The sequence below is a fragment of the Flavobacterium sp. DW-iso2 genome (assembly GCF_058725285.1).
Map to the genome: position 1 here is coordinate 15,375 of NZ_JBZXDY010000005.1, position 26,522 is coordinate 41,896.

At 33.2% G+C, this 26,522-nt stretch carries 17 protein-coding genes and 3 tRNA genes; 7 read left to right on the forward strand and 13 right to left on the reverse strand.

Going from position 1 to position 26,522, the window contains the following annotated elements:
- Positions 1–2 precede the first annotated feature (2 nt).
- Together rimK and AC4PRO_RS04925 are read right to left on the reverse strand one after the other, a co-directional pair.
- Positions 3–1,376: a 30S ribosomal protein S6--L-glutamate ligase gene (gene rimK / locus AC4PRO_RS04920; RefSeq protein WP_074722443.1), complete on the reverse strand. Its 1,374-nt coding sequence runs from the start codon at positions 1,374–1,376 to the stop codon at positions 3–5.
- Between the two features lie 142 nt (positions 1,377–1,518).
- Positions 1,519–4,068, reverse strand: a complete 2,550-nt coding sequence (locus tag AC4PRO_RS04925) for an ATP-dependent Clp protease ATP-binding subunit (protein WP_074722441.1) — start codon at positions 4,066–4,068, stop codon at positions 1,519–1,521.
- Positions 4,069–4,322: 254 nt separating this feature from the next.
- Between AC4PRO_RS04925 and gyrA the strand changes: the two genes are divergently transcribed.
- Both gyrA and AC4PRO_RS04935 read left to right on the forward strand, forming a co-directional pair.
- Positions 4,323–6,968, forward strand: a complete 2,646-nt coding sequence (gene gyrA, locus AC4PRO_RS04930; protein ID WP_492116531.1) for a DNA gyrase subunit A — start codon at positions 4,323–4,325, stop codon at positions 6,966–6,968.
- 50 nt (positions 6,969–7,018) lie between these two features.
- A complete protein-coding gene (locus tag AC4PRO_RS04935) occupies positions 7,019–8,287 on the forward strand; it encodes a tetratricopeptide repeat protein (RefSeq protein WP_492116532.1) in 1,269 nt (422 codons plus the stop codon).
- A gap of 55 nt (positions 8,288–8,342) precedes the next feature.
- On the opposite strand, the gene AC4PRO_RS04940 is transcribed toward AC4PRO_RS04935, so the two are convergent.
- Together AC4PRO_RS04940 and AC4PRO_RS04945 are read right to left on the reverse strand one after the other, a co-directional pair.
- Positions 8,343–9,104, reverse strand: coding sequence for a C40 family peptidase (locus tag AC4PRO_RS04940; RefSeq protein WP_492116533.1), 762 nt, complete (start codon positions 9,102–9,104; stop codon positions 8,343–8,345).
- A 71-nt stretch (positions 9,105–9,175) separates the two neighbouring features.
- The gene (locus AC4PRO_RS04945; RefSeq protein WP_074722433.1) at positions 9,176–10,354 is read right to left on the reverse strand and encodes an acetyl-CoA C-acyltransferase; all 1,179 of its coding nucleotides are present in this window, start codon (positions 10,352–10,354) and stop codon (positions 9,176–9,178) included.
- A gap of 238 nt (positions 10,355–10,592) precedes the next feature.
- Here AC4PRO_RS04945 and AC4PRO_RS04950 point away from each other — a divergent pair.
- The 4 genes from AC4PRO_RS04950 to AC4PRO_RS04965 all read left to right on the forward strand — a co-directional run bounded on the left by AC4PRO_RS04950 (position 10,593) and on the right by AC4PRO_RS04965 (position 11,685).
- Positions 10,593–10,676 (forward strand) — tRNA-Ser (locus AC4PRO_RS04950).
- 100 nt (positions 10,677–10,776) lie between these two features.
- Positions 10,777–10,851, forward strand: a tRNA-Pro gene (locus tag AC4PRO_RS04955).
- Between the two features lie 23 nt (positions 10,852–10,874).
- A tRNA-Arg gene (locus tag AC4PRO_RS04960) sits at positions 10,875–10,948 on the forward strand.
- Positions 10,949–11,025: 77 nt separating this feature from the next.
- A complete protein-coding gene (locus AC4PRO_RS04965) occupies positions 11,026–11,685 on the forward strand; it encodes a M15 family metallopeptidase (RefSeq protein WP_492116534.1) in 660 nt (219 codons plus the stop codon).
- Position 11,686: 1 nt separating this feature from the next.
- Here AC4PRO_RS04965 and AC4PRO_RS04970 read toward each other — a convergent pair whose 3' ends face one another.
- From AC4PRO_RS04970 to tsaD, 9 genes are all read right to left on the reverse strand, one after another.
- On the reverse strand, positions 11,687–12,253 hold the full coding sequence (locus tag AC4PRO_RS04970; protein WP_492116535.1) for a hypothetical protein: 567 nt from the start codon (positions 12,251–12,253) through the stop codon (positions 11,687–11,689).
- 2 nt (positions 12,254–12,255) lie between these two features.
- Positions 12,256–13,437, reverse strand: coding sequence for a THUMP-like domain-containing protein (locus tag AC4PRO_RS04975; RefSeq protein ID WP_492116633.1), 1,182 nt, complete (start codon positions 13,435–13,437; stop codon positions 12,256–12,258).
- Positions 13,438–13,439: 2 nt separating this feature from the next.
- Positions 13,440–14,531: an AI-2E family transporter gene (locus tag AC4PRO_RS04980; protein ID WP_492116536.1), complete on the reverse strand. Its 1,092-nt coding sequence runs from the start codon at positions 14,529–14,531 to the stop codon at positions 13,440–13,442.
- 78 nt (positions 14,532–14,609) lie between these two features.
- Entirely contained in the window at positions 14,610–15,560 is a 951-nt protein-coding gene (locus AC4PRO_RS04985) for a zinc metalloprotease (protein WP_074722425.1), read from the reverse strand.
- A gap of 728 nt (positions 15,561–16,288) precedes the next feature.
- On the reverse strand, positions 16,289–17,236 hold the full coding sequence (locus tag AC4PRO_RS04990; RefSeq protein WP_492116537.1) for a zinc metalloprotease: 948 nt from the start codon (positions 17,234–17,236) through the stop codon (positions 16,289–16,291).
- A 591-nt stretch (positions 17,237–17,827) separates the two neighbouring features.
- Entirely contained in the window at positions 17,828–18,775 is a 948-nt protein-coding gene (locus AC4PRO_RS04995; RefSeq protein ID WP_074722421.1) for a zinc metalloprotease, read from the reverse strand.
- A 445-nt stretch (positions 18,776–19,220) separates the two neighbouring features.
- Positions 19,221–19,859: a DUF4159 domain-containing protein gene (locus tag AC4PRO_RS05000; RefSeq protein WP_492116538.1), complete on the reverse strand. Its 639-nt coding sequence runs from the start codon at positions 19,857–19,859 to the stop codon at positions 19,221–19,223.
- A gap of 81 nt (positions 19,860–19,940) precedes the next feature.
- A complete protein-coding gene (locus AC4PRO_RS05005) occupies positions 19,941–20,648 on the reverse strand; it encodes a 16S rRNA (uracil(1498)-N(3))-methyltransferase (RefSeq protein WP_074722417.1) in 708 nt (235 codons plus the stop codon).
- A 3-nt stretch (positions 20,649–20,651) separates the two neighbouring features.
- Positions 20,652–21,674 (reverse strand): tRNA (adenosine(37)-N6)-threonylcarbamoyltransferase complex transferase subunit TsaD, encoded by a 1,023-nt coding sequence (tsaD, locus tag AC4PRO_RS05010; protein ID WP_492116539.1) that lies wholly within the window; start codon positions 21,672–21,674, stop codon positions 20,652–20,654.
- Positions 21,675–21,861: 187 nt separating this feature from the next.
- Here tsaD and AC4PRO_RS05015 point away from each other — a divergent pair, with 187 nt between their 5' ends.
- A complete protein-coding gene (locus AC4PRO_RS05015; protein WP_492116540.1) occupies positions 21,862–26,313 on the forward strand; it encodes a translocation/assembly module TamB domain-containing protein in 4,452 nt (1,483 codons plus the stop codon).
- Positions 26,314–26,522: the final 209 nt, after the last annotated feature.

Sequence of the window (26,522 nt, forward strand, 5' to 3'; positions counted from 1 at the left end):
ATTTACATTCTATGTTTAAAATTTTTCTCGATAGCTTTGATCATTTCACCAGCGATATCTTTATTAGTAGCACCTTCAATTCCCTCTAATCCCGGAGAAGAGTTTACTTCTAATAATAAAGGGCCTTTAGAAGAACGAATAATATCTACTCCAGCTACTTTTAAGTCCATGGCCTTAGCTGCTTTTATAGCAATTTTTTTCTCTTCAGCAGTTGGTTTTATGATAGAAGCAGTTCCACCAAGGTGAATATTAGCTCTAAATTCGCCTGGCATAGCTTCACGCTGAATCGTTGCAACAACTTTTCCGTCAATTACAAATAATCGTAAATCTTTACCATCTGCTTCTTTGATGAATTCTTGAACTAGTATATTAGCATTTACACTTTTGAAAGCATTAATAACACTTTCTGCCGCTTTTTTAGTTTCAGCAAGTACAACACCTTTTCCTTGAGTTCCTTCTAATAACTTTACAATTAATGGTGAACCACCAACCATTTTAATTAGGTCATTAGTATCCAATGGAGAATTAGCAAAACCAGTAGTAGGAATCCCAATTCCGCTATTTAATAACAATTGTAAAGAGAATAATTTATCTCTTGATTGTGTGATTGCGTTTGCCGAGTTTAAACTATAAACTTTTAAAGCTTCAAATTGCCGAGTTAAGGCACAACCGTAAAAAGTGATACTTGGTCTTATTCTTGGAATAATAGCATCAAATTGATTTAAGATGATTCCACCTCGATAATGAATTTCTGGAGTTTGTGCATCCAGCTTCATATAGCATTCTTTGATATTTAAAAAATGCATTTCGTGACCACGCATTTCACCCGCTTCCATAATACGTTTATTACTGTATAATTCAGGATTACTGGCTAAAACTCCAATGCGTAAACCGGTAGCTGCTTTCTCTGAATTTTTATATAATTCTTTTAAATTGTCAGTGGTAGGTTGACCCAATAGGTACTGTTGTTCTGGATCAACAAGAACTCTTCCGCTCATGGCTTCTCTTCCTAGAAGCATTCTGAATCCCATGGAATCCCTGTTGGTCAAAGTCATTTCTATTGGCCATATAGATTCTCCTATTTTTAAATTAGTCTGAATAACATAACGTTGTTCTCTAAATCCGCTGGAGCTTTTTACGATTCGTTTATCAATAAGCGGCGCTTCGCAATGAATAACTGTTTTTAAATTATTCTGAATAGGGTTGATGTCAAATCGTACCCAATTTGTTTCGTTTTTGATAAAAGGAGCTATGTTAATAGCATGTAAAGCAGATGTTTTTGCACCAGAATCTACACGAGCTTTTATTGTGGGAATTCCCAGTTCAGGAAAGGAGCACCATTCTTCACTACCTAGAATAACTTTTTCTTGCGGCATATTATTTATTTTTGTTAAGGTCAAATTATAAAAGTCAAATGTAAATATTTGTTTTTAAAAATAGGATAAATTTACATAAAGAATAAACCCGTTATGTTATAAAAACGTAACGGGTTTGTTTTAGTATCTAAAAGATGTTATTCTATTGTTTCGTTGGCTCTTCAGCTTTATTAACTTTTACATTTAGTTCTTGAGCTCCGTCTTCAATGTCCATGAATATTTCATCTCCAGAAGCAATTTTAGAAGTGATAATCTCTTCTGCAAGTGAGTCTTCAACATATTTTTGAATAGCTCTTTTTAGTGGTCTAGCACCAAATTGCTTGTCAAAACCTTTGTCCGCAATAAACGCTTTTGCTTTGTCAGAAAGAGTCAATTTGTATCCTAGTTCAGTAAGACGAGCATATAATTTTTTCAATTCGATTTCGATAATTAAATCGATATCATGTTTCTCTAAGGTGTTGAAGACAATTACATCGTCAATTCTATTTAAGAACTCAGGAGCAAACGTTTTTTTCAAAGCACTTTCAATAATACTTTTGGAATTATCTTCGGCATTTGCGGTTCTTGCAGCTGTACCAAAACCAACACCTTGACCAAAATCTTTTAATTGTCTGGCTCCAACATTTGAAGTCATGATAATTATAGTGTTTTTGAAATCAATTTTACGACCCAAGCTATCAGTTAAATAACCATCGTCCAAGACTTGTAAAAGCATGTTGAAAACATCAGGATGTGCTTTTTCAATTTCATCTAATAATACAACACAATATGGTTTTCTGCGTACTTTCTCTGTTAACTGTCCACCTTCTTCGTAACCTACGTATCCCGGAGGCGCTCCAACTAAACGAGAGATAGCAAATTTTTCCATGTATTCACTCATGTCGATTCGAACTAGTGCGTCTTCAGAATCAAATAACTCCTTAGCAAGAACTTTGGCTAACTGTGTTTTTCCAACTCCTGTTTGACCTAAGAAAATAAACGAACCAATAGGTCTGTTTGGGTCTTTCAATCCAGCACGATTTCTTTGAATGGCACGAGCAATTTTTAAAACAGCTTCTTTTTGTCCGATAACCTTACTTTCAATAAGTTCTGGTAATATGGCTAGTTTATTACTTTCTGTTTGTGCGATACGGTTCACTGGAATTCCAGTCATCATTGAAACTACATCAGCAACATTATCTTCTGTAACTTCAATTCGGTTGTTTTTTGCATCTTCTTCCCATTGTTCTTGAGCTATTGCTAATTCTTTTTCGATGCGTTTTTCATCATCACGAAGTTTAGCTGCTTCCTCATATTTTTGTTTTTTAACAACAACATTTTTCAGTTCGCGTATTTCTTCTAATTGACGCTCTAAATCAAGTATCTTTTTAGGAACTTCGATGTTAGTAATATGTACACGTGAACCTGCTTCGTCTAAAGCGTCAATTGCTTTGTCTGGTAAAAAACGTTCAGACATGTATCTGTTTGTTAATTTTACACAAGCTTCAATTGCTTCTTGTGAATAAGTAACATTGTGATGGTCTTCGTATTTGTTTTTGATGTTATTTAAAATGGTAATTGTTTCTTCAACAGATGTTGGTTCTACAATTATCTTTTGAAAACGTCTTTCTAGCGCACCATCTTTTTCAATATATTGTCTGTATTCGTCCAATGTTGTAGCTCCGATACATTGGATTTCTCCTCTTGCAAGCGCTGGTTTGAACATATTGGATGCATCCAAAGAACCTGTAGCGCCACCAGCTCCAACGATAGTATGAATTTCGTCTATAAAAAGAATGATATCGTCATTTTTTTCCAATTCATTCATTACGGCTTTCATACGTTCTTCAAACTGTCCTCTGTATTTAGTTCCTGCAACAAGACTTGCAAGGTCTAATGTGACTACGCGTTTGTTGAAAAGAATTCGAGAAACTTTCTTTTGTATAATTCGTAAAGCTAAACCTTCGGCAATAGCTGATTTACCAACTCCGGGTTCACCGATAAGTAATGGGTTGTTCTTTTTACGTCGGCTCAGAATTTGGCAAACGCGTTCAATTTCTTTCTCACGTCCTACAACTGGGTCTAATTTTCCTTCTTCGGCCATTTCTGTTAAATCTCGTCCAAAATTGTCTAACACAGGTGTTTTAGATTTCTTATTAGATTTATTGGCTGGATTATTAAAATTACCTTCTTTTAGACTGTCATCTTGTCCTGAATCGTCATTATAAGAGTCTGTAGCTTTAGGTAAATTTTCCAAAAATTCTTCTTCGTTTGGTGTCATATTGATATATTGTTCTTTAGCTACATCGTAATCAATCTTAAGTTTATTCAATAGCTTGGTTGTTGGATCGTTTTCGTTTCTTAGAATACAAAGCAGTAAATGCGCTGTACTTACAGAGGAACTTTGAAATACTTTTGCTTCTAAAAAAGTGGTTTTTAAAGCGCGTTCTGCTTGCCGCGTTAAATGAAGGTTTTTCTTTTCTAAATTAGTGTCTACGCTAGGGGTTGCTGGGCTTAGTATTTCTACTTTTCTACGCAGATGGTCTAAATCGACAGAAAGGTTATTTAATATTTGAATTGCTTTGCCATTACCATCTCGAAGGATACCTAGCATCAAGTGTTCAGTGCCTATGAAGTCATGACCCAATCGCAAAGCTTCTTCTTTGCTATAAGTAATAACATCTTTTACTCTTGGTGAAAAATTATCATCCATAATGTATATTTTGTATATGTAAATTTAGTGAATTAGTATCTTAAAAACAAAAATCATACCTTAAGATGTCCTGTCAGCTAAGTGACAAAAAAAATAGGGGATTATTATAGTATAGCTTCAAATTTATTAAACAAAACCAATATAATTTTGTTAATAAATCTTTGAAATAAGAGTGTTAAAATGTTATAAAAAACTTCAAAAAGCTGTATATTGGCACGTTTTGAAACTAATATAATATTTTAATATAACAACTTATGTCTGAAGGAGAAAACATAATTCCTATTAACATAGAAGATGAAATGAAATCAGCTTACATCGATTATTCGATGTCAGTAATTGTGTCAAGAGCACTTCCTGATGTTAGAGATGGTTTGAAACCAGTGCATCGAAGAGTTCTTTACGGAATGTATGATTTAGGAGTTTTTTCAAATAAAGCCCATAAAAAATCCGCCAGAATTGTCGGAGAAGTTTTAGGTAAGTATCACCCTCATGGAGATACGTCTGTTTATGATGCCATGGTTCGTATGGCTCAGGAATGGAGCATGCGCTATTTACTAGTTGACGGTCAAGGTAACTTTGGTTCCGTTGATGGCGATAGCCCTGCGGCAATGCGTTACACTGAAGCTAGAATGCGTAAGATTTCGGAAGAAATAATGGCTGATATCGAAAAAGAGACAGTTGATTTTCAATTGAATTTTGATGATACTTTATATGAGCCAAAAGTAATGCCAACTCGCGTTCCTACTTTATTAATTAATGGAGCAACAGGAATTGCTGTAGGTATGGCAACTAATATGCCTCCTCACAATCTTACCGAAGTTATCAATGGTACTTTGGCGTATATGGATAATAATGATATCGAGATTGATGAGCTGATTAACTATATTAAAGCACCAGATTTTCCAACTGGTGGTATTATTTATGGTTACGAGGGGGTGCGTGAAGCGTTCAAAACAGGAAGAGGTAGAGTAGTGATGCGTGCTAAAGTTGGCTTTGAAGAAGTAGACGGTAGAGAATGTATTATCGTTACCGAAATCCCTTATCAAGTCAATAAGGCTGATATGATTAAGCGTACCGCTGATTTAGTAAATGATAAGAAAATTGAAGGGATTGCAAATATCCGTGATGAATCAGATAGAAACGGTATGCGTATTGTTTATATTCTGAAACGTGATGCTACGCCAAATGTAGTTTTAAATACCTTATATAAGTATACTCAATTACAGTCTTCTTTTAGTGTAAATAATATTGCATTAGTAAAAGGCCGTCCGCAGATGTTGAATCTGAAAGACATGATTCACTATTTTGTAGAGCATCGTCACGATGTCGTGACTCGTAGAACTCAATTTGAATTGCGTAAGGCAGAGGAAAGAGCGCATATTCTTGAAGGTATGATAATTGCGTCAGACAATATTGATGAGGTTATCGCATTAATTAAGGCTTCAAAAAACACTGAAGAAGCAAGAGGAAAATTGATTGAAAGATTCAAATTATCTGATATACAAGCAAGAGCAATTGTTGAAATGCGTTTGCGTCAACTGACAGGTCTTGAACAAGATAAGTTAAGAGCCGAATATGATGAAATCATGAAGCTAATCGAGCATTTAAGAGCTTTATTAGCAGATGTTAATTTAAGAATTGCTTTGATTAAACAAGAGCTTGTTGAAATTCGTGATAAATACGGAGATGAACGTCGTTCATTAATTGAATATTCAGGTGGTGATGTTAGTATTGAAGATTTAATTGCTGATGAAAATGTAGTTATTACAATTTCTCATGCAGGATATATTAAACGTACAAATCTAACGGAATACAAAACACAGAATAGAGGAGGAGTTGGTCAAAAAAGCGCAGGAACGAGAGATCAAGATTTCTTAGAGCACATGTTTGTTGCGACAAATCATCAATATATGATGTTCTTTACCCAAAAAGGAAAATGTTTCTGGATGCGTGTTTATGAAATACCGGAGGGAAGTAAAACAGCCAAAGGTAGAGCGATTCAAAATCTTGTTAATATCGAGAGTGATGATAAAGTAAAAGCATTTATATGTACTCAGGATCTAAAAGACCAAGACTATATTAAGAGCCATAATTTGATTATGGTAACTAAAAAAGGTCAGGTTAAGAAAACATCTTTAGAAAAATATTCTAAGCCTAGGGTGAATGGTGTTGCGGCAATTACGATTAAAGAAGGAGATGAATTGTTAGAAGCGAAATTAACGAATGGTGAAAGCCAAATTATACTTGCTGTGAAGTCAGGTAAATTAGTTCGTTTTGAGGAAACAAAAACTCGTCCAATGGGAAGAACGGCTTCTGGAGTTCGTGGAATTTCACTCAAGGATGATTCTGATGAAGTGATTGGCATGGTTACTGTAGATAAGGATGCAGTAAACGATTCACAAGTTTTAGTGGTAACTGAAAACGGATACGGAAAACGTACCAAATTAGTTGATGATGACGGAGTAGATGTTTACCGTATTACCAACCGTGGAGGAAAAGGAGTGAAAACTTTAAATATTACGGAGAAAACTGGTAATTTGATTTCAATTAATGCCGTTACTGATGCAGATGATTTAATGATTATCAACAAATCAGGACTGACTATTAGAATGGCTGTTGAAGACTTAAGAATTATGGGACGTGCTACTCAAGGTGTAAAATTGATTAACTTAAAAGGTAAAGATTCTATCGCTGCTGTTACTAAAGTTATGAAAGATGATCCTGAAGAGGTTGTTGTTGATGAAGATGGTAATGTTCTTGAAGTGGAAACAATCGAAAGAGTTAAACCAGTTATGGAAGAATTAGAAGATGAAGGTGTCGCTGACGATGATGAAGACGAGGAAGATTCAGATGAAGAGGAATCTGATGATGATTCTGATGATGATGATGACGAAGCATAAATAAAGATTATATACAAGAACCAGAATAATTAATTATAAAATAGAATTTTATGAAAAGTAAATATGTAATACTAGCGTCAGCTTTATTGATATCAGTAGCATCTTTTGCTCAAAAAGACGAAATTAAAGCTGCTGAAAAAGCGCTAAAAAAGGGAAACTCCCAGGAGGCAGTGACAATTTTGCAAGGTGCTGAATCCTTAATGTCTAATGCTAGTGATGATGAAAAAGCTCAGTTTTTCTTTGTGAAGGGAAATACTTATCTTGATTTAGCGAATAAAAGTGTCGATACTGATAAAAATTTAGGTTTGGCTGCAGATGCTTATTTAAGTTTAGTAGATGTAGAGAAAGCATCTGGAAAATCAAAATATTCGGAGCAGGCTACTAAATCAATTATTGAGATAAAATTTAAATTGATAAATAGTGCGATTGCTGACTCTAAAATTGACAAGCACGCTGATAGTGCAAAGAAACTTTATGATGCTTATTTGTTAGATAAAAAAGACACTTTAAATCTATACTACGCAGCATCAACTTATGTGAATGCAAAAGAGTATGATAAAGCGCTAAAAAGCTATGAAGAGTTGAAAAGACTAAATTATTCTGGAAAAGGAATTAGTTATTTAGCTGTAAATAAATTAACAGAAGAGGAAGATCTTTTTACTACAGTTGCAGAAAGAGACAGGATGGTAAAAATGGGTACTCATGAGAAGCCAAGAACAGAAGTTATTCCTTCGAAAAGGGGAGAGATATATAAAAATATGGCTTTGATATTAGTTGATGCTGGAAAAACAGAAGAAGCTAAAAAAGCGATTGCTGAGGCAAGAGTAGCAAACCCTGAAGACGTATCATTGCTATTAACTCAAGCAAATTTATATTTAGATACAAAAGATTTTGTAACGTATAAAAAAATAATAACTGAAGTGTTAGAAAAAAGCCCTAACGATGCGGATTTGATTTTTAATTTAGGTGTTATTAGCGCTAATGCAAAAGACTTAGTTGAAGCTGAAAAATATTATAAAAGAGCAATCGAAATAAAACCTGATTATATAAATGCTTATTTAAATTTAGCTATATTAAAATTAGATGCCGATACGAATATTTTGAAAGAAATGAATAAATTAGGAAATTCTGATAATGATAACAAACGATACTTAGTCTTAAAAAAACAAAGAGAAGATGTATTCAGAGGAGCGCTACCTTATTTGGAGAAAGCTTATGAATTGAATCCTAAAAACGCAGAAGTAGCATCTACACTTCTTAGTGTATATAGTGCCTTAGAAATGACTGAGAAGAAAAAAGAACTGAAAGCCAAAATGTAATATTAGTTTTCGTTTAAATAAAAACCTATCTAAAAATATTTTTAGATAGGTTTTTTTATATAATTTTTTTTATGACTCTGAGTTGATGAGTATGCTTATTTATTTCTGCATTATAGATACCTAAATGATCTAATCTGTCAATCCTTACTTTTCCACTGGCATGAATAATATAATTATTTTCCATGATAATGCCTACATGAGTAATGTTGCCTTCTTCATTATCAAAAAAAGCTAAATCACCAGGCTCGCTTTCTTCAATAAAACTCAATGCCTCTCCTTGTTTAGCTTGCTGTGACGCATCTCTTAATAATTTGTACCCATTAAGTTTGTAAACCATTTGGGTAAAACCGGAACAATCAATACCAAATGGAGTTTTTCCACCCCAAAGATAGGGAGCGTTTAAATACAAAAATGCAGTGTTGATAAGGTGTTTTTTGTCTTTGATGCCATTAACTTTAGTTCCTTCAAAATCAAAATTATTAATATTTATGTTGTCGTTGTCAATAAACGAAACAGAAGCACCCAAGGGTATTGGGATTAACAAATTAGAAGACCCAGTAATGTACTCAATTAAATCAGAATTTAGAATAATTGGCTCCTCAGAAAGCTGATTAAAGTTTGATTCAGAAATGGTTTGATATTGTTTAGAATCTACCCAACCTTCGTACCCATCGAAATGCATTTTAATGCGAGACCATTGCTTCTGCTGTTCTAAAATTTCAAAATGCTCACCAAATAATACTTGAGAAACGGTTTCGCTTCTATCACTAGGTTCAAACCGAAGCGGGATTATTGCCAGATTACAAATTCCGAACATGTATGTTAAGGTATGAGGTAAGAGTGATGAGTTATACGTATCAAAACGTATAACTCACAACTCATAATTAATTAAATTCTTTCAATAACAACTGCTGATGCACCACCACCACCATTGCAAATTGCAGCAGCACCGATACTTCCATTATTTTGTTTCAAAACGTTAAGCAATGTGACAATGATTCTCACTCCAGAACAACCTAGAGGATGACCTAGGGATACAGCACCTCCATTTACATTTACTTTACTACTGTCTAATCCTAAAATTTTGGAGTTAGCTAAACCTACTACCGCGAAAGCTTCGTTAAATTCAAAATAATCAACATCGCCAATCGCTATTCCTGCTTTTGCTAAAGCTTTTGGAATTGCTTTTGAAGGACTTGTAGTGAACCACTTCGGTTCTTGAGCCGCGTCTGCATATCCTTTGATGTAAGCCAAAGGCTTCAAACCTAAAGCAAGTGCTTTTTCTTCGCTCATCAATATTACTGCAGCAGCCCCATCGTTAATTGTGGAAGAATTAGCGGCTGTCACTGTTCCTTCTTTTGTAAATGCTGGATTTAAAGAAGGTATTTTATCAATTTTTACGTTTGTAAATTCTTCATCTATAGAAACGATAATTGGATCTCCTTTTCTTTGAGGAACAGGAACGGGAACAACTTCATTATCAAATTTTCCTTCTTTCCATGCTTTAGCGCTGCGCTCGTACGATTGAATTGCGGCCTTGTCTTGATCTTCTCGGGTATAATTATATTCGGATGCACATAAGTCGGCACAAACACCCATAGCATTGTTGTCATAGGCATCAGACAATCCGTCTCTTTGCATTCCGTCAATCATTGTTGCTGGTCCAAACTTTGTTCCATTTCTCAAATGCATGTAATGTGGAATTAAACTCATGTTTTCCATTCCACCTGCTACTACAATTTCGGCATCACCACATTGAATGGCTTGCGCGCCTAACATGACTGCTTTCATTCCAGAAGCACATACTTTGTTTATTGTGGTACAGGCTACGGTATTTGGTAAACCTGCAAATATAGCGGCTTGACGAGCAGGAGCTTGACCTACGCCAGCTTGAACTACGTTGCCCATAAATACTTCATCAACTAAATTTGGATCTAATTTTATTTTGTCCAAAGCGCCTTTAATAGCGATTGCGCCTAATCTAGGAGCAGTGACTGTAGATAATCCCCCCATAAAACTTCCGATAGGTGTTCTAACGGCAGAAACGATAACAACTCTTTTGTTCATGACTTTATAATGTTGGTTTATGAAGCAAATTTAATCATTTTAAAACAAAATCTGATTTTGATTTGATTATTATATTTTTGAAAAAAAAATATTGATTTTATTTTGCTATATGTTTGATAGTGAACTCGTTTTATAAAAATGTAAAAAAACATTAAAAAAAAGCCCTGAAATAGTTGTGAGTAACGGTATGATGTCTTAAATTTGCAACCGCAAAACGAGACAAGTTTCTCTGAGCTTAGGAGGGGTGCCAGAGTGGTAATGGAGCAGTTTGCTAAACTGTCACCGAGCAATCGGTGCCAGGGTTCGAGTCCCTGTCCCTCCGCTTAATATTTTTTTTTCAAAATGTTGCAATTTTGAATCAAGTAGCTTAATTTTTTTAAGTTGTTTTTATAAAAAATATTTAAATGATGTTCTGTTTTTTTCGGGGTGTAGCGTAGCTCGGTTATCGCGCCTGCTTTGGGAGCAGGAGGCCGCAGGTTCGAATCCTGCCACCCCGACTAGATTTTTTTACATGAGCAATGGAGGCATAGCTCAGCTGGATAGAGCACCTGCCTTCTAAGCAGGCGGTCGAAGGTTCGAATCCTTCTGCCTTCACTTAAACGACACTAGAAATAGTGTCGTTTTTTTGTATATAATAGTTTTAAATGTTTTATTTTTATAAAAAAAGCTTCATGACGTTTCAAAATAAATCCCAATTTATATTTTTTTTGTTTTTGGCCATAATTTCTTGCAAAGCACAAGTACAAATTCCTGTTGGTCGAACCCCAAAATGCCCTGTAGTTAACGATACGACTTTTGTTAATTTAAAAAACTATAACAGCAATTTTGTTTATGATATGAAATATGCCACTGAGGATAACTTTTTGAAAGCAAAAGTATATGATTGTGCAGAGTGCTATTTGCGTCTAAAAACGGTGGAGGCTTTAGTGGAGGCAAATAAAGAATTTATTAAAAAAGGGTATAGAATTAAACTTTTTGACTGTTATCGCCCTTTAGATATTCAAAAAAGAATGTGGAAAATTGTTTCTAATCCGCAATATGTTGCTGATCCGGCTAAGGGTTCCATTCATAATAGAGGAGGAGCAGTAGATATTACTTTAGTTGATAGTAATGGTATTGAACTGGATATGGGAACTCCTTTTGATTTTTTCGGGATTGAAGCCAGTCATGGTTATGCTAAGCTATCAGAAGAAGTTAAAAACAACCGAAAATTGCTAAAAAGTATAATGATTGCCGGACATTTCAATTCCTTTGATTCTGAATGGTGGCATTATAATTTAAAATCTGGCCTGAAAGATAAAGTGTCTAATGTTAAATGGGATTGTGATTAATTTATTCGATACAACCTAAATTAGAAATGAAGTAGTTTTCAGGTTGATAAATTTCATTGTTCAATTCTGATTGAAATTCTTTTTTAATCACATAATCTTCATTTTCGGTCAAATATTTGATTCTCATCAAAGAAACTGGAGAACTTTTTAGCTGTTCAAAACTACCTTTAATAAACATAAAAGAACCAGTCATAATTCTATTATCAAAGCCTTTCTCATCTCGTATCATAGTGCCACAATCTTCTTGGTCAATAATATGCAGCAAGGTCACAATTTGGCCATTATGTAGTTGTAAATACAATTTCGAATTTTTATCCAAACAATTTGCTTTCATAAAGCCTTTACTTTTTTGAATAAATTGAACATTTAAGGTAGGTAGGCCGTCTGTTAGTACTAATGAATAGAAAATATAACTTGAATTTCCAGCAAAATGTTTCTCAGAGATCATGTATGCCTTAGTAGACTTGTAAGTTCCTATAGAGTCATTGATGTTTTCACTATAGTCGCATGGTGTTTGAGCAAAAAAATTTCCTGTTATGAGTAAGAATAATAGTGTTAGCTGTTTCATTTTTATTGTATTTTGGTGCAAATTAAAACAATTTTATTGTTATTATCATCAGTTGTAAAAAAACAATATACATTTCCTCCATCTTTTATTTTCCATTTTTTTCGAATGTTTTCTACAGTTTCTGGAAAATTTCTAGTTGTGACATTTGCTTTTTTATTCTGCAAAAATAATTTCATTTCATGCTTACTGTATGGAATGTAGTTTTGGATTTCAAAAATTCTTCCGGGGAATGAAATTAAATTTGTTGAAGTGTATAAATGAGAATGTTTTTGTAGCTTGTTAATAGCGAAGTAAGCACTTACTTCATCAAATCCTCCAGATTTCATTATAGCGCTGTTGGGTTCGTACAGATATCTTTGAGGTCTACTGTAGTTTGGTGTCTGCGAATCATCATTCCATATAAAATCAAAAGTTTCTGTTTTGTCTTTCAATATGTTTATTGTTTTAATCTTTATACTTCCTTGATAATCTTTATTCAATTCCCATAGTAATTCCTTTACATCATTTTCCAAAGCGACAATATGTACGGTTTTTACATTTTTCAATTCTAACACCCCTGCTGAAATATCCAATAAGGGAGCAGTTTTTATTAGAATAGCTTCCGTATTTTTAAAATAGTTATCAAGATTATTAGGAACGTTTGGTAAGCAATCTTTTAGCATAAATACTTTGCCTTTATCGTCATTACGTCTGGAAGGATCAATATAGATCCAATCCCATTTTTGGTTTAATGATTGTAAGGTGTTTAAACTGTCTCCAGTGTGGCAAGTAATATTAGTTACACCTAATTGTTTGTAATTGTGCGCCACAATTGCAGATAATTCAGGATTAATTTCGCAATGAGCTATGATAGTAACCCTTTTTGAAAAATAATAATCATCTACACCAAAACCTCCTGTTAGATCTACTAGAGAACTACCAGAAACAATAGTGGATTTGTATAGGGCTGTTTTTTCGGATGAAGTTTGTTCTATAGAAATTTTACTGGGGTAAATAATATTTTTAGTATTGAACCAATGAGGTAATTTGTCCTTAGCTTTTGATTTTGCTTCTATTTGATTTAAAATAGAAATCCATTCTACTTTTGGAAACTGATTTTTTTGCAAGGCTAAGTTTGTGATGCTAACGCCAATATTACGATCTATAAATTCTTGAATTTCAGAATTTAGTATGCTTAAATCCAACATTAAATATTTTTAGTTAAAAGGATAATTATTTTATTCTTTGGAAAAAATTCTTTACCTACTACTTTTAATATGGTGTAAAGAGGAACTGCTGCAATCATTCCTAAAATACCGAAAAGAAAACCCGCTATCAGTATCACAAGAAATATTTCTAGTGGATGAGAACTCACGCTTTTCGAAAAAATAATAGGTTGGGATAAATTATTATCGATAACTTGAACAATCCAAAAACCAAGTAAAACATATATTGTAGTAGGCAAAATTTCTGACTGAAAATCACTTCCTAGGTTACTAAGCATCGTTAAAATTGCTGCTAAAACGGAGGCGATTAGAGGGCCTATGTATGGGATAATATTTAAAACAGCACACAAGAAACCGATGATAAACGCATTGGGAACACCAAAGATCAGTAAGACGGTAAGATATAGAACAAAAACAATGAATAGTTGCAGTAATAAACCAATGAAATAGCGTGACAGTAAGGAGTTTATTTTCTCTAAAGAATTCAAAAATTGGTCTTCGTGGCTGTCTGGAATTAATTTTTTTATTCCTGTAATAAATGATTTTCGTTCTTTAAGAAAGAAAAATGTTATAAACAAGACAGAGGCTAATCCCATTCCGAAACTACTGATAGTAGAAAGTATTGTATTTAAAAAATTAGGAATAATGTTAAAATTTATTTTAGAGCTGATTTCTGACGCACTTAGAATTTTTGATGAATCAATATGGTGGTTGTCTAAAAATACGCTTATTTGGTTTACTAATTGAATGGTTTGTTGTTCAATAGCGCCAGTATTTAATAGCGACAAATTTTGACCTTGAGATAAAATTAAAGGAATAAACATCATTATAAAGCCAGCGATAATTACCGTGAAAATAAATAGGGTACCGATAGTTGCAAATACATGATTGAATTTCAATCTTCTTCTGAAGAAATCTAAAACTGGATTTCCAATTAACGTAAGGATTAACGCAATTATTAGATATATTAATACGGCTTGGATTTGATAAAGGAAATAAAGAAGAAGAGCAGTTAAGACTATGACGGTTATTGCTCTTAAAATTCCGTTTGCTATAGTTTTTGACGTAACCATTTATTTTTTTTAGGATATAAAGATAAAAAAAACTCGCTAACAAGTAGCGAGTTTTAGTATTCTTATTTTTAGTAAGGGTTAGATTCCGAAAGCTGCTCTTGCACCACCTGAAACAAATATGGCATCCATTCTTGATTTTTGTCCATTTGTAAACATATACATACCTGGATCGTCAGTATAATCCATATAGTTCATAGTCATTTCTACTGGAGTTCCAGAACAAGTACTGTAATGTGGGTAAGCTGGTACGCCATAGTTTGCAGAATCGTGAGTAGGAGTGTCAGAAACTAAATCGCTTCCACAATTTGCATCTCCCCATATGTGACGTAGGTTCAACCAGTGTCCCACTTCATGAGTAGCAGTTCTTCCTAAATTGTAAGGTGCATTAGTAGATCCGGAAAGACCAAAATATTTAGAGTCGATTGCAACACCATCAGTAGAGCTTTTTCCTCCAGGAAATTGTGCATATCCTAGGATACCTCCACCGATAGTACAAACCCACATATTTAATTTAGTGTCAGGAGAAGTTGCATCAATACCACCTCTTTTTCCATTTTTCATTGTGTCTCTTGTTCCCCAAGAAGATTTTTTAGTTGATTTTCTATTGACAGTTTCTAGAACAAAGCTGATTCCAACATTTGCTTTATCTCCAGAGAATAATGCAGGTACTGAATTGTAATCAGAATTTCCAGCATTGAAATCATCATTTAAAACATCAATTTGAGATTGAATCTGTGCATCGGAAATGTTTTCTTCAGCAGTTCGGTATAGTACGTTTACTACAACAGGAATTTCAACTTTACCATTCACTAAACGACCTGTTAACATCGCATTTTGAGTAAAGGCTTCAATTTGGTTCATTCGAATTGCCAATGTAGGGTCAGCAGCTAATTGGGCGGCTAATACTTCCTGAGATGCACAACCACGCTGGGCAATTGCATTTGTTGTCGAATTTGCAGATTCTGTTTGGTCATTTTGACACGAAAAAAGCATCAGGAATGCCGCGGCGGATAAAATAATTTTCTTCATAATAAAGTTGTTATAAAAAATTGGTTTCGGTTAATAATATAACAATTTTATAACAATTTATTTAAAAAAACAAATTATTGACAATGAAAATATAATTTTTTGTTAAAAATTGTGGTTTTAAGGAGGTTTGTTTTGTGAAATCAACCTAATATAAATTCTCTTTTTTGAAAATCCTTCTAATTTCAATTGCAACTAGTTACTACTATTATTTAATATTTAAATCGTGCTATTATTTTTTTTAAATAACTGTATTTAAGCAGTTTAGTATCTTTTTTTAGAAATAGCATCATTATACTAACTATCTTTTTTCTATGCTTTTAAACTTAAAAGTTGATCTTGTGTTGAAGACTTAAATTGATTTCCTGTTGGATGGAGGTTTTTATACAATAAATTTATCGATTATATTGCAGTTTGAACTATTTGTAATGCTGACTTCATATAATATAATTTTTGAGTGACTGGATTTTAGTTCTATTTGCTAAGTATTAATAGTAGTGTTGAAAAAGTAGTTGAGGCTTTTTTTTTCAAATATTCGAACAAATGTAAAAATAGATGTATAGGTTTTTTTTTAGAAAGGAAGAATTCAGTACTATAGCGTTATACTATGTTGGAAATTAATAGGCGTACGAGATAGTAAACCCAGTCTATTAATCTAATTGGATATTTAGTAAAAAAAAACTCGCTAACAAGTAGCGAGTTTTAGTATTCTTATTTTTTTAAATTTAGATTTAGATTCCGAAACCTGCTCTTGCACCACCAGAAACAAATATGGCATCCATTCTTGCTTTTTGTCCGTTAGTAAACATATACATTCCTCTGTCGTCTGTGTAATCCATATAGTTCATTGTCATTTCTACTGGAGTACCAGTACAAGTACTATAATGAGGATAAGCTGGAACACCATAGTTTGCAGTGTCATGTGTAGGAGTATCTGAAACTAAATCGCTTCCACATGTAGCATCACCCCAAATGTGGCGTAAGTTCATCCAGTGACCTACTTCGTGTGTAGCAGTTCTTCCTAAGTTATAAACTCCAGAAACTGTACCAGTACGTCCAAATGCATTATTATCCATAACTACTCCATCCGTTGCAGATGATCCTCCAGGGAATTGTGCATATCCAAGAATACCACCACCTAAATTACAAGACCACATGTTCAATACCGTGGTAGGTGTAGTTGGTGCAATTCCTTTGTTTGCTGTTTTCATCGCATCATTAGTAGAAAATGAAGTTGTTCTTGTTGATTTTCTTACTATGTTTTGTAGTACAAATGTAATTCCAACATTTGCTTTTACTCCAGAGAATAAAGCAGGAACACTTCCGAAGTCAGCGTTAGTTCCAGTAAAATCTTCATTTAATACATCAATTTGAGATTGTATTTGAGCATCGGAGATGTTTTCAGCTGCTGTTTTGTATAAAACATTTACAACAACTGGGATTTCAACTTTTCCGTTCACTAAACGACCTGTTAACATTGCCTTTTGAGTAAATGCTTCAATTTGATTCATTCTTATTGCTAAAGTGGGATCTGCTGCTAATTGAGCAGCAAGCACTTCTTGTGAAGCACAACCACGATGAGCAATTGCATTTGTTGCCGGGGTACCTGATTCTGTTTGATCATTTTGACAAGAAAAAAGCAACATAACAGTCATTGCGGATAAAATAAGTTTTTTCATAATAATAGTAGGTTTGGTTTGTTAAATATGTTTTTGGTTAATTATGTCGCAATTTTATAACATTATTATTTATAAAAAAAATAAATTTAAAAAATAAATTAACAATAATTTAAGAACCCTTATTTGACGCGCTTTACAGTAAATTCACTCTTAAACAAAAAATTAAAAAAATAGGATATAGCTTTCATTTCTGTAATCAATTTTTGCTAAAATTGCTTTTATTATATAGGAAATAAGATCATCAAAATAAGAAATAATTAATCACCTATTGAGTTTCATTTACTTTATAATCTCATAAGAGACATATATTGGGATAAAAAAAGAGAAAATTTATACGTTACAAAAGTTAATATGCTGTTTTAATCGGAGTTGTTTCCTGTTTTTTTAATAATACTAAAAAGAAATATTTAATTGTAATAGCAACTTAATACTTGAAATATAATGTTTTGTTTAAGAAGTACTTACGTTTTTTTGCTTTTTATCGAGGCCTTTTTTATTCAATTTACTATGATTGAGTGCGGAAATGTATTTTATTTTAAAAAAAAACTCGCTAACAAGTAGCGAGTTTTACTATTTTTATTTTGTTGCAATTTAGATTCCGAAAGAAGCTCTTGCACCACCAGAAACAAAAAGTGCTGCCGCTCTAGATTTTTGTCCTGCAGTAAACATATACATACCTCTATCGTCTGTGTAATCCATATAGTTCATTGTCATTTCTACTGGGGTTCCAGTACAAGTAGAATAATGAGGGTATGCCGGTACGCCGTAATTAGCGTCATTGTGCGTCGGTGTGTCAGAAACTAAATCGCTTCCACATGTAGCATCTCCCCAAATATGACGCAAGTTCATCCAGTGACCCACTTCGTGTGTAGCTGTTCTTCCTAAGTTGTAAACGCCAGAAACTGTACCAGTACGACCAAATGCATTATTGTCTATTACAACTCCGTCAGTAGCAGAAGCTCCTCCAGGGAATTGTGCATATCCAAGAATACCACCTCCTAAATTACATGACCACATGTTCAATACCGTTGTAGGTGTAGTAGGTGCGATACCTTTGCTAGAAGTTTTCATAGCATCATTTGTAGAAAATGAGGTTGTAGTTGTTGATTTTCTAACTACGTTTTGTAAAACAAAAGTAATCCCAACATTTGCTTTTACTCCAGAGAATAATGATGGTACGCTTCCATAATCTGAATTTGTTGCATTGAAGTCTTCGTTTAATACGTCAATTTGAGATTGAATTTGAGCTGTACTAATGTTTTCAGCTGAAGTTCTGTACAACACGTTTACAACAACAGGGATTTGAACTTTCCCATTTACAAGTCGACCTGATAATATCGCATTTTGAGTGAAATCTTCAATTTTGTTCATTTTTAGTGCCAAAGTTGGGTCAGCGGCTAGCTGGGCAGCAAGCACTTCTTGTGAAGCACAGCCACGAGTAGCAATAGCATTGGTTGTTGGTGCGCTTGATTCTGTTTGATCATTTTGACAAGAAAAAAGCAACATAAGTGCCATTGCTGATAAAAGAATTTTTTTCATAATAAGTGTAGGTTTTGTTAATTAAATATGTTTTTTGTTAATTATACCGCAATTTTATAACAAAAAGATTTATAAAAAAAAATATTTGTAAAAAATAAATTAGCAATAATTTAAGAGGTCTTATTTGGCGCGGTTTGGAGTGAAATTACCGACAAATAAAAAAATAAAATTGAATGATAAAGATTACATTTTTATTTTTTTTCTTAAAATTACTTCTCTTTATTTTTTTAAATAGGTTAATTAGAGTGTTTTTAGCGAAGAGAAATAACGACGTAACTATATTATGTTTGTCACTTAATAGATGAAAAGTAAAATTCTTTGCAGTTCCATTCTCTTTTCTTGTGGAAAGTGAAAAAAATTTGTGAAATAAATAGATTTTTAATTAGGATCTACGAAGAAAGAGTTTCTTATGAAATTGTTTTTTTTACGTAGTTATGTAAATGTTTTAATTATTAAAAATGTAGCTTATAATGTTTGCACCCATTTTTAATGCCTTTTCACGGATAGCTACTGGATCGTTATGAACCTCGGGATCTTCCCATCCATCACCTAAATCACATTCGAAAGTATAAAGGAGTACCAGTCTATTTTCTACAAAAATACCGTATGCCTGGGGACGTTTCCCTTCGTGTTCATGGATTTTAGGTAATCCATTAGAAAAGAGATAGGGCTTTTGAAAAATAATGTGATTGGAAGGTATTTCTATAAGTGCATTATTTGGAAATATTTTTCTTATTTCTTTTCTAATGTATTGATCCATTCCATAATTATCATCAATATGGAGAAAACCGCCGGCGCTCATATATTTATTTAGATTACTAACTTCAGCATCACTGAAAGCAACATTTCCGTGTCCAGTCATATGAATGAAAGGATAAGAAAATAAATCAGGGCTGCCTGGTTCTACGGTTGCTGGTTTTAGTTTTATGGTTGTGTTAATAGTAGCATTGCAGTATTTAATAAGGTTAGGTAACGAAGTGGGATTAGCGTACCAATCACCACCTCCATTATATTTTACTAAAGCAATTTCTTGAGAAAAGGCGGAGATTGAGATCAACAGCAAAAATATATATATTCTTTTCATATGCTACTATGTATTGTTTTTAGTCATCAGTAATTTACTAATTGCCGCAAATGCTTTGGTAATTAAACCTTATCCAAAATTTTATTCTTCATTAAAAAAGGCAATACTATGACAGGCAACCATCGCAGCAGTTTCTGTTCTTAACCTCGTATTTCCTAAAGATACAGGAACATATTGACTATCAATTGCCATTGTGATTTCCTTTTCAGAAAAATCACCTTCAGGACCTATCAGTATAGTGATGCTTTCATTTGGTTTTAAAACCGATTTTAATGTTTTTTTATCTGTATCCTCACAGTGCGCTATTAACTGCAGGCCGTCATTTTTATGTTTTAGAAACTCTTTCAAAGAAATAGCTTCATTTAATTTAGGAAGATATAACGCGTTAGATTGTTTCATAGCGGTCAATATGATTTTGTCAAATCTTTCATTATTGATCACTTTTCGTTCAGAGCGGTCGCATATAATAGGTGTAATTTCATGAATTCCTATTTCAGTCGCTTTCTCAAGAAACCATTCGTAGCGGTCATTCATTTTTGTAGGAGCAACGGCTAGGTGCAAATGGTATTTTGATTTTGGTTTTTTTTCGAAAGAAATAATTTTTACCGTACATTTACTGTCAGAAGCCAGGGTGATTTCAGTTTCGAATAAATAACCTTCACCATTCGTTACAAATAATATATCGGTATCTTTTTTTCGTAATACTTTTATAATGTGTTTACTTTCTTCTTTGTCAAAAGAAAAGGTTTCAGTAGTTGCGTCTATATTTGGGTTATAAAATAATTGCATAATTTAGAATTGTATTCGTGCTTTAGAAACTACTGCAGCAGTTTCAAATTGTTGTGATAAAAATTTTTGATAACCCACAATTCCAATCATTGCAGCATTATCGGTAGTATATTCAAATTTTGGAACAAAGGTTTTCCAACCGTATTTTTGTTCTGTATCTTTGATGGCTGTTCTAATTCCAGAATTAGCAGATACACCACCGCCTATGGCGATTTGATTAATTCCGGTTTCTTTTACAGCTAATTTTAATTTATCCAGTAAGATTTCGACAATTGTATATTGTATGGAGGCGCAAATATCATTTATGTTTTCAGCAATAAAGTCGGGATTCTCTAATTTTTTCTTTTGTACAAAATATAATATGGCTGTTTTTAAACCTGAAAAACTAAAGTTCAATCCAGGAACTTTAGGTTTGGTAAAGGCAAATGCCTTCGGATTTCCTAGTTGAGCGAGCTTATCAACCAAAGGACCGCCGGGATAAGGGAGGCCCAATATTTTTGCACTTTTATCAAAGGCCTCACCTACAGCATCGTCTGTAGTTTCACCAATAATTGTCATGTCAAAAAAGTCATTCACTTGTACAATTTGAGTATGTCCGCCACTAATGGTCAAAGCCAAAAACGGGAAGTTAGGTTTTTCAAATCCTTCTTCATCTATAAAATGCGCTAGAATATGAGCGTGCATGTGATTTACTGATACAAGCGGAATTCCTAAGGCTAAAGCCATTGATTTGGCAAAAGAACTCCCTACAAGAAGTGATCCCATTAATCCAGGACCTTGAGTAAATGCTATTGCTGACAATTGTTCTTTGCTAATGTTTGCTTGACGAAGTGCCGCATCTATTACTGGAACAATGTTCTGTTGGTGCGCGCGCGAAGCTAATTCTGGTACGACGCCACCATATTGGGCGTGAATTAGTTGATTTGCAACAACATTTGACAGTACTTTGTCGTTATGTAAAACGGCCGCTGCCGTGTCATCACAGGAACTTTCGATAGCAAGAATGAAAACCTTGGAATTTTGCATAAAAAGGCACAAATTTTTGAATTATATTTACAAACCGATTTTATTTTTTATAATTTTACGGCGCAGCCAAAATTAAAGAATTTTTATTAAAGGTGCCGCTCTTTCCGTGGGCAAAATAATATTTTAGGTTAAAAATAAAACAACAATAGGTATCAAAAAATTCATTAAAATATTTTTCCGCTTCATTTTGGGACTAGTTGTGCTTTTGCTGTTGCTAGGTATTGCACTTTCGATACCCTTTGTACAGACAAAAATTGCGCAGCATTTTACAAATAGCATTAATAAAGACTTTGGAACAAATATTTCAATTGACGCGGTGCGTTTGTCGGTATTTGGAGGTGTGAAATTCAAAAATGTTGTGATATTGGATCATCATAAAGACACTTTGATTTTCTCTAAAATTGTAAACACTAATATACTTGAAGGGAAAAAAATTCTTGATGGCGATTTGATTTTTGGAGATGTAAGACTTGATGGTTTGTTATTTAAAATTAAATTATACAAAAATGAAGAGCAAACTAATTTAGATCAGTTTATAAATGCCTTCGAAAGTGGTAAGCCCTCCACAAGAAAATTTTTATTAAAAGTTGATAACGCCTATGTTACCGATGCTCATTTTAGTGTAACCGATGAAAATAAAACAAATCCAGTTGATGTTAATTTCACAAAACTAAACACTACGCTTAGTGAATTTTTACTTTATGGTCCTGATTTAAAGACCAACATAGTTAAAATGTCTTTTCTGGATCATCGTGGTTTGTATGTTGCAAATATGAGTTCTAACTTTACTTATTCTAAAAAGAAAATCCAATTTGGTAACCTTGATTTGACTACTAAAGAATCAAAATTTAAGGCTAATGTAATTTTAAATTACAAACCCGGTGATTTTTCACATTTTACTGACAAAGTGAACTTTGATGTTAAAATCAAACCATCTCAAATTGCCACTAACGATATTAGACATTTTTATAATGAATTAGGTAAAAACCAATTTTTTAAAATAAATGCTGATATAAAAGGGCCCTTAAATAAGTTGAACATCAGAAATCTAAATTTAGCTGATTCAAAGGATACTCGGATTGATGGTTCAATACTATTTAAAAATCTATTTGGCGACGCTAATCAGAAATTTTATATGGATGGACAGTTTGCCAGGATTATAAGTAGTTATGATAATTTGGTAACAATACTTCCAAATGTTTTGGGGAAGAAATTACCAGCAGAACTAAAAAAATTAGGGAGGTTCACTTTAGTAGGTAATTCACAGTTAAGCGTGACTGCTATCGATGCTGATTTTACCATGGTCTCAGATTTAGGGAAAGTAGAATCATTCTTCAGTATGAAAAGCATTGATTTTATTGACAAAGCTTCTTATATGGGTAATGTTGTTTTGGAAGATTTTGATTTAGGAACTTTGCTTGACCGAAAAGATTTGGGGAAAATCACAATGAACATTGACGTAGATGGTAAAGGTTTTACTGAAAAATATCTAAACACAGCGTTAAAAGGGGATGTCTCTAAAATAGATTTTAATAATTATACCTATACTAATTTAGTAGTTAACGGTAACTTTAAAGCGCCTAATTATAAAGGTCGGATTTCGATAAACGACCCAAATCTGAGTATGAACTTTGATGGTTTATTAGATTTAACCAATAAAGAAAATAAATATGATTTTCATATTAATGTTGAAAATGCAGATTTAAACAAGCTGAAATTTGTTAAAGATTCGACTTCTGTATTTAAAGGAGATGTAGTTGTTCAGGTTACTGGAAATTCAATTGAAAATTTACAAGGAAACGTCTACATAAAAGAGACTTCATATCAAAATGGAAAAGACATCTATAAATTTGATGATTTTAATATCAGCTCTAGTTTTGATGCAGAACGAGTTCGTACAATTACCGTAAACTCGCCTGATATTATTGAAGGTGAAATTGTGGGGAAATTTCAATTTAGCGAACTCGGGAATTTAGTTAAGAATTCTTTGGGGAGTTTGTATACTAATTTCAAGCCCAACAAAGTTAGTAAAGGACAGTTCTTGAAGTTTGACTTTACGATTCACAATAAAATTATCGAATTGTTGTATCCTGAAATTGCTATTGGGTCTAATACCGTTGTAAAAGGAAATATCAAATCAGATACGCAAGAATTTAAACTAAAATTTAATTCACCACAAATCATCGCTTCAAAAAATACGTTTGATAATATCAGAGTATCGATTGACAATAAAAATCCGCTTTATAATGCCTATATTGAACTAGATAGTATAAAAACTAAACATTATAAAATTCGCGATTTTAGTCTTATCAATGTAACAATGAAAGACACACTATTCTTTAGGTCAGAATTTAAAGGCGGACCAAAAGGAGAAGATTATTTTAATCTGAATTTATACCACACCATTAATAAGGACAACGATAATGTTGTAGGATTAAGTAAGTCCGAAATGAAATTTAAGGATTATCTGTGGTTTTTAAATGAAGATGAAACTCCTAATAACCAAATTGTTTTTGACAAGTCTTTTAAAAACTTTAAGATAGACGATATTATTTTATCGCATGAAGAACAAGCTATATCATTAAAAGGAACTATAAAGGACAATACAAACAAGGATTTAAAACTAAGTTTTAAAGATGTTGATCTCTATAAGATCACACCGGAAGACGATAAATTCGTGTTTCAGGGAAATATAAATGGAGATATTATTTTTAAACAAAATAACGCTGTTTATAAGCCCACAGCTTCATTGATTGTTGACCATTTAAATATAAATAAAACGGATTTAGGTGATTTAAAATTTGATATCGAGGGAGATCAAAATTTGGAAAAATTTACAATAAATTCTTATTTAGAAAATGAAAATTTTGAATCGTTTAATGCGTTTGGGAATTTCCAAATTATAGACAATGAAACAGTGCTTGACATGAGACTGAAATTTGCTGAATTTGATTTAGGAATTTTAAGTTCACTAGGAGGAGATGTAATTTCAAATATAAGAGGACTAGTTAGTGGAAACGCTACGATTCAAGGTAATTTGAAAAAACCTGCAATTAATGGACGTTTGTATGTTGAAAAGACGGGTCTGACAATTCCTTATTTGAATGTAGACTATGAACTAAATGACAGATCGATAGTCGATCTGGTTGGTCAAAAATTCTTATTTAGGAATAATGCTTTGACTGATTCTAAATTTGGAACAAAGGGAACTTTAAACGGGAGTATCGAGCATAATAATTTTGGAGATTGGAGACTAGATTTGGCGGTAAATACTAAAAGATTTCTTGTTCTAAATACTGTAGATAAAGAGGATGCAGCGTATTACGGCACTGCATTTATTGATGGTAATGCGACCATAAAAGGGCCGACGAATGGTTTATTCATTAAAGTAGAAGCAAAATCAGAGAAGGGTACTGAGATCAAAATTCCGATTAATTATGCAGAAAGTGTCAGTGATAATTCTTTTGTCCATTTTTTAACAGCCAAGGAGAAGTACAACATCCAGATGGGAATCGCTGAGGATACTAGGAAATATAAGGGACTGGAATTAGAGTTTGATCTTGATATTACAGATGATGCAGAAGTGGAAGTAATTTTAGATCGGAATTCAGGACATGGAATAAAAGGAAAGGGTTTTGGATCCTTGCTTTTTAAGATCAATACTTTAGGAAAATTCAATATGTGGGGAGATTTTCAGGCATATGAAGGTTCTTATAATTTTAAATATGGTGGGTTAATAGACAAGAAATTCGATGTTAAGAAAGGTGGATCTATTTCTTGGGAAGGTAATCCAATGAAAGCGCAACTGAATCTGGAAGCCGTTTATAAGACGATTGCAAATCCAGCGGTATTATTAGAGAATTCCTCATTTAATAGAAAAGTTCCGGTAGAGGTAGTTATCGGGATTCGCGGGGATTTAGCCAGTCCAGAACCTGATTTCAATATTGAATTTCCTACAGTTAGTAGTGTGTTAAAATCAGAGATTCAATACAAATTAAATGATAAAGACGTTAGACAAACGCAAGCACTTTATTTATTGTCAACAGGGGGATTTTTAAGTCCTGAGGGAGTAAGTCAATCTGATTTTTCGGGAAGTTTGTTTGAAACGGCATCAAGTTTATTGGGTGGTATCATAAAGTCTGATAATGAAAAGTTCAAAGTGGGACTTAATTACATTTCTGCAGACCGAAGAATTGGGAAGGAAACTGACGGAAGATTTGTCGCAACGATTTCATCAAAAGTAAATGAAAGAATCACAATTAATGGAAAAGTAGGTGTGCCATTCGGAGGGATTAATGAGTCGGCGATAGTAGGGGATTTAGAAATTCAATACAGAGTAAATGAGGACGGAACTCTTAATTTGCGTTTGTTTAATCGAGAAAATGATATTAATTATATTGGACAAGGTATTGGATATACTCAAGGAGTGGGGGTGACTTATGAAGTCGATTTTGATACATTTAGAGAATTAGTTAATAAGATATTTAAAAACCATAAGTTAGGAGTTGAAAACACTAATACTCTAGAATATCAGGATTCTAATTTGGCTCCTGAATATATTAATTTTTCTAAACCCAAGAGTCCTAAAACTGAAACTCCAAAGAAAAGTATAGAAGCAACTATTCCCGAGGAGGATTAGGGATATTCTAATATATTACTATCGTCAAACAAATCTATTTTTTCCTTCGCTACCAATGTAATATAGGTTGTCCTTTTGGACGCTGCATCTTATTTAAATTTTAAGATAGTTATGTTTTTGCTTGTCCTATCAGACAGGTACTATTGAGAACTCCTGTTTCTTTAGACATGTTATAAACGAAAAAAAAATGTAGTACTGTATTTTTATCA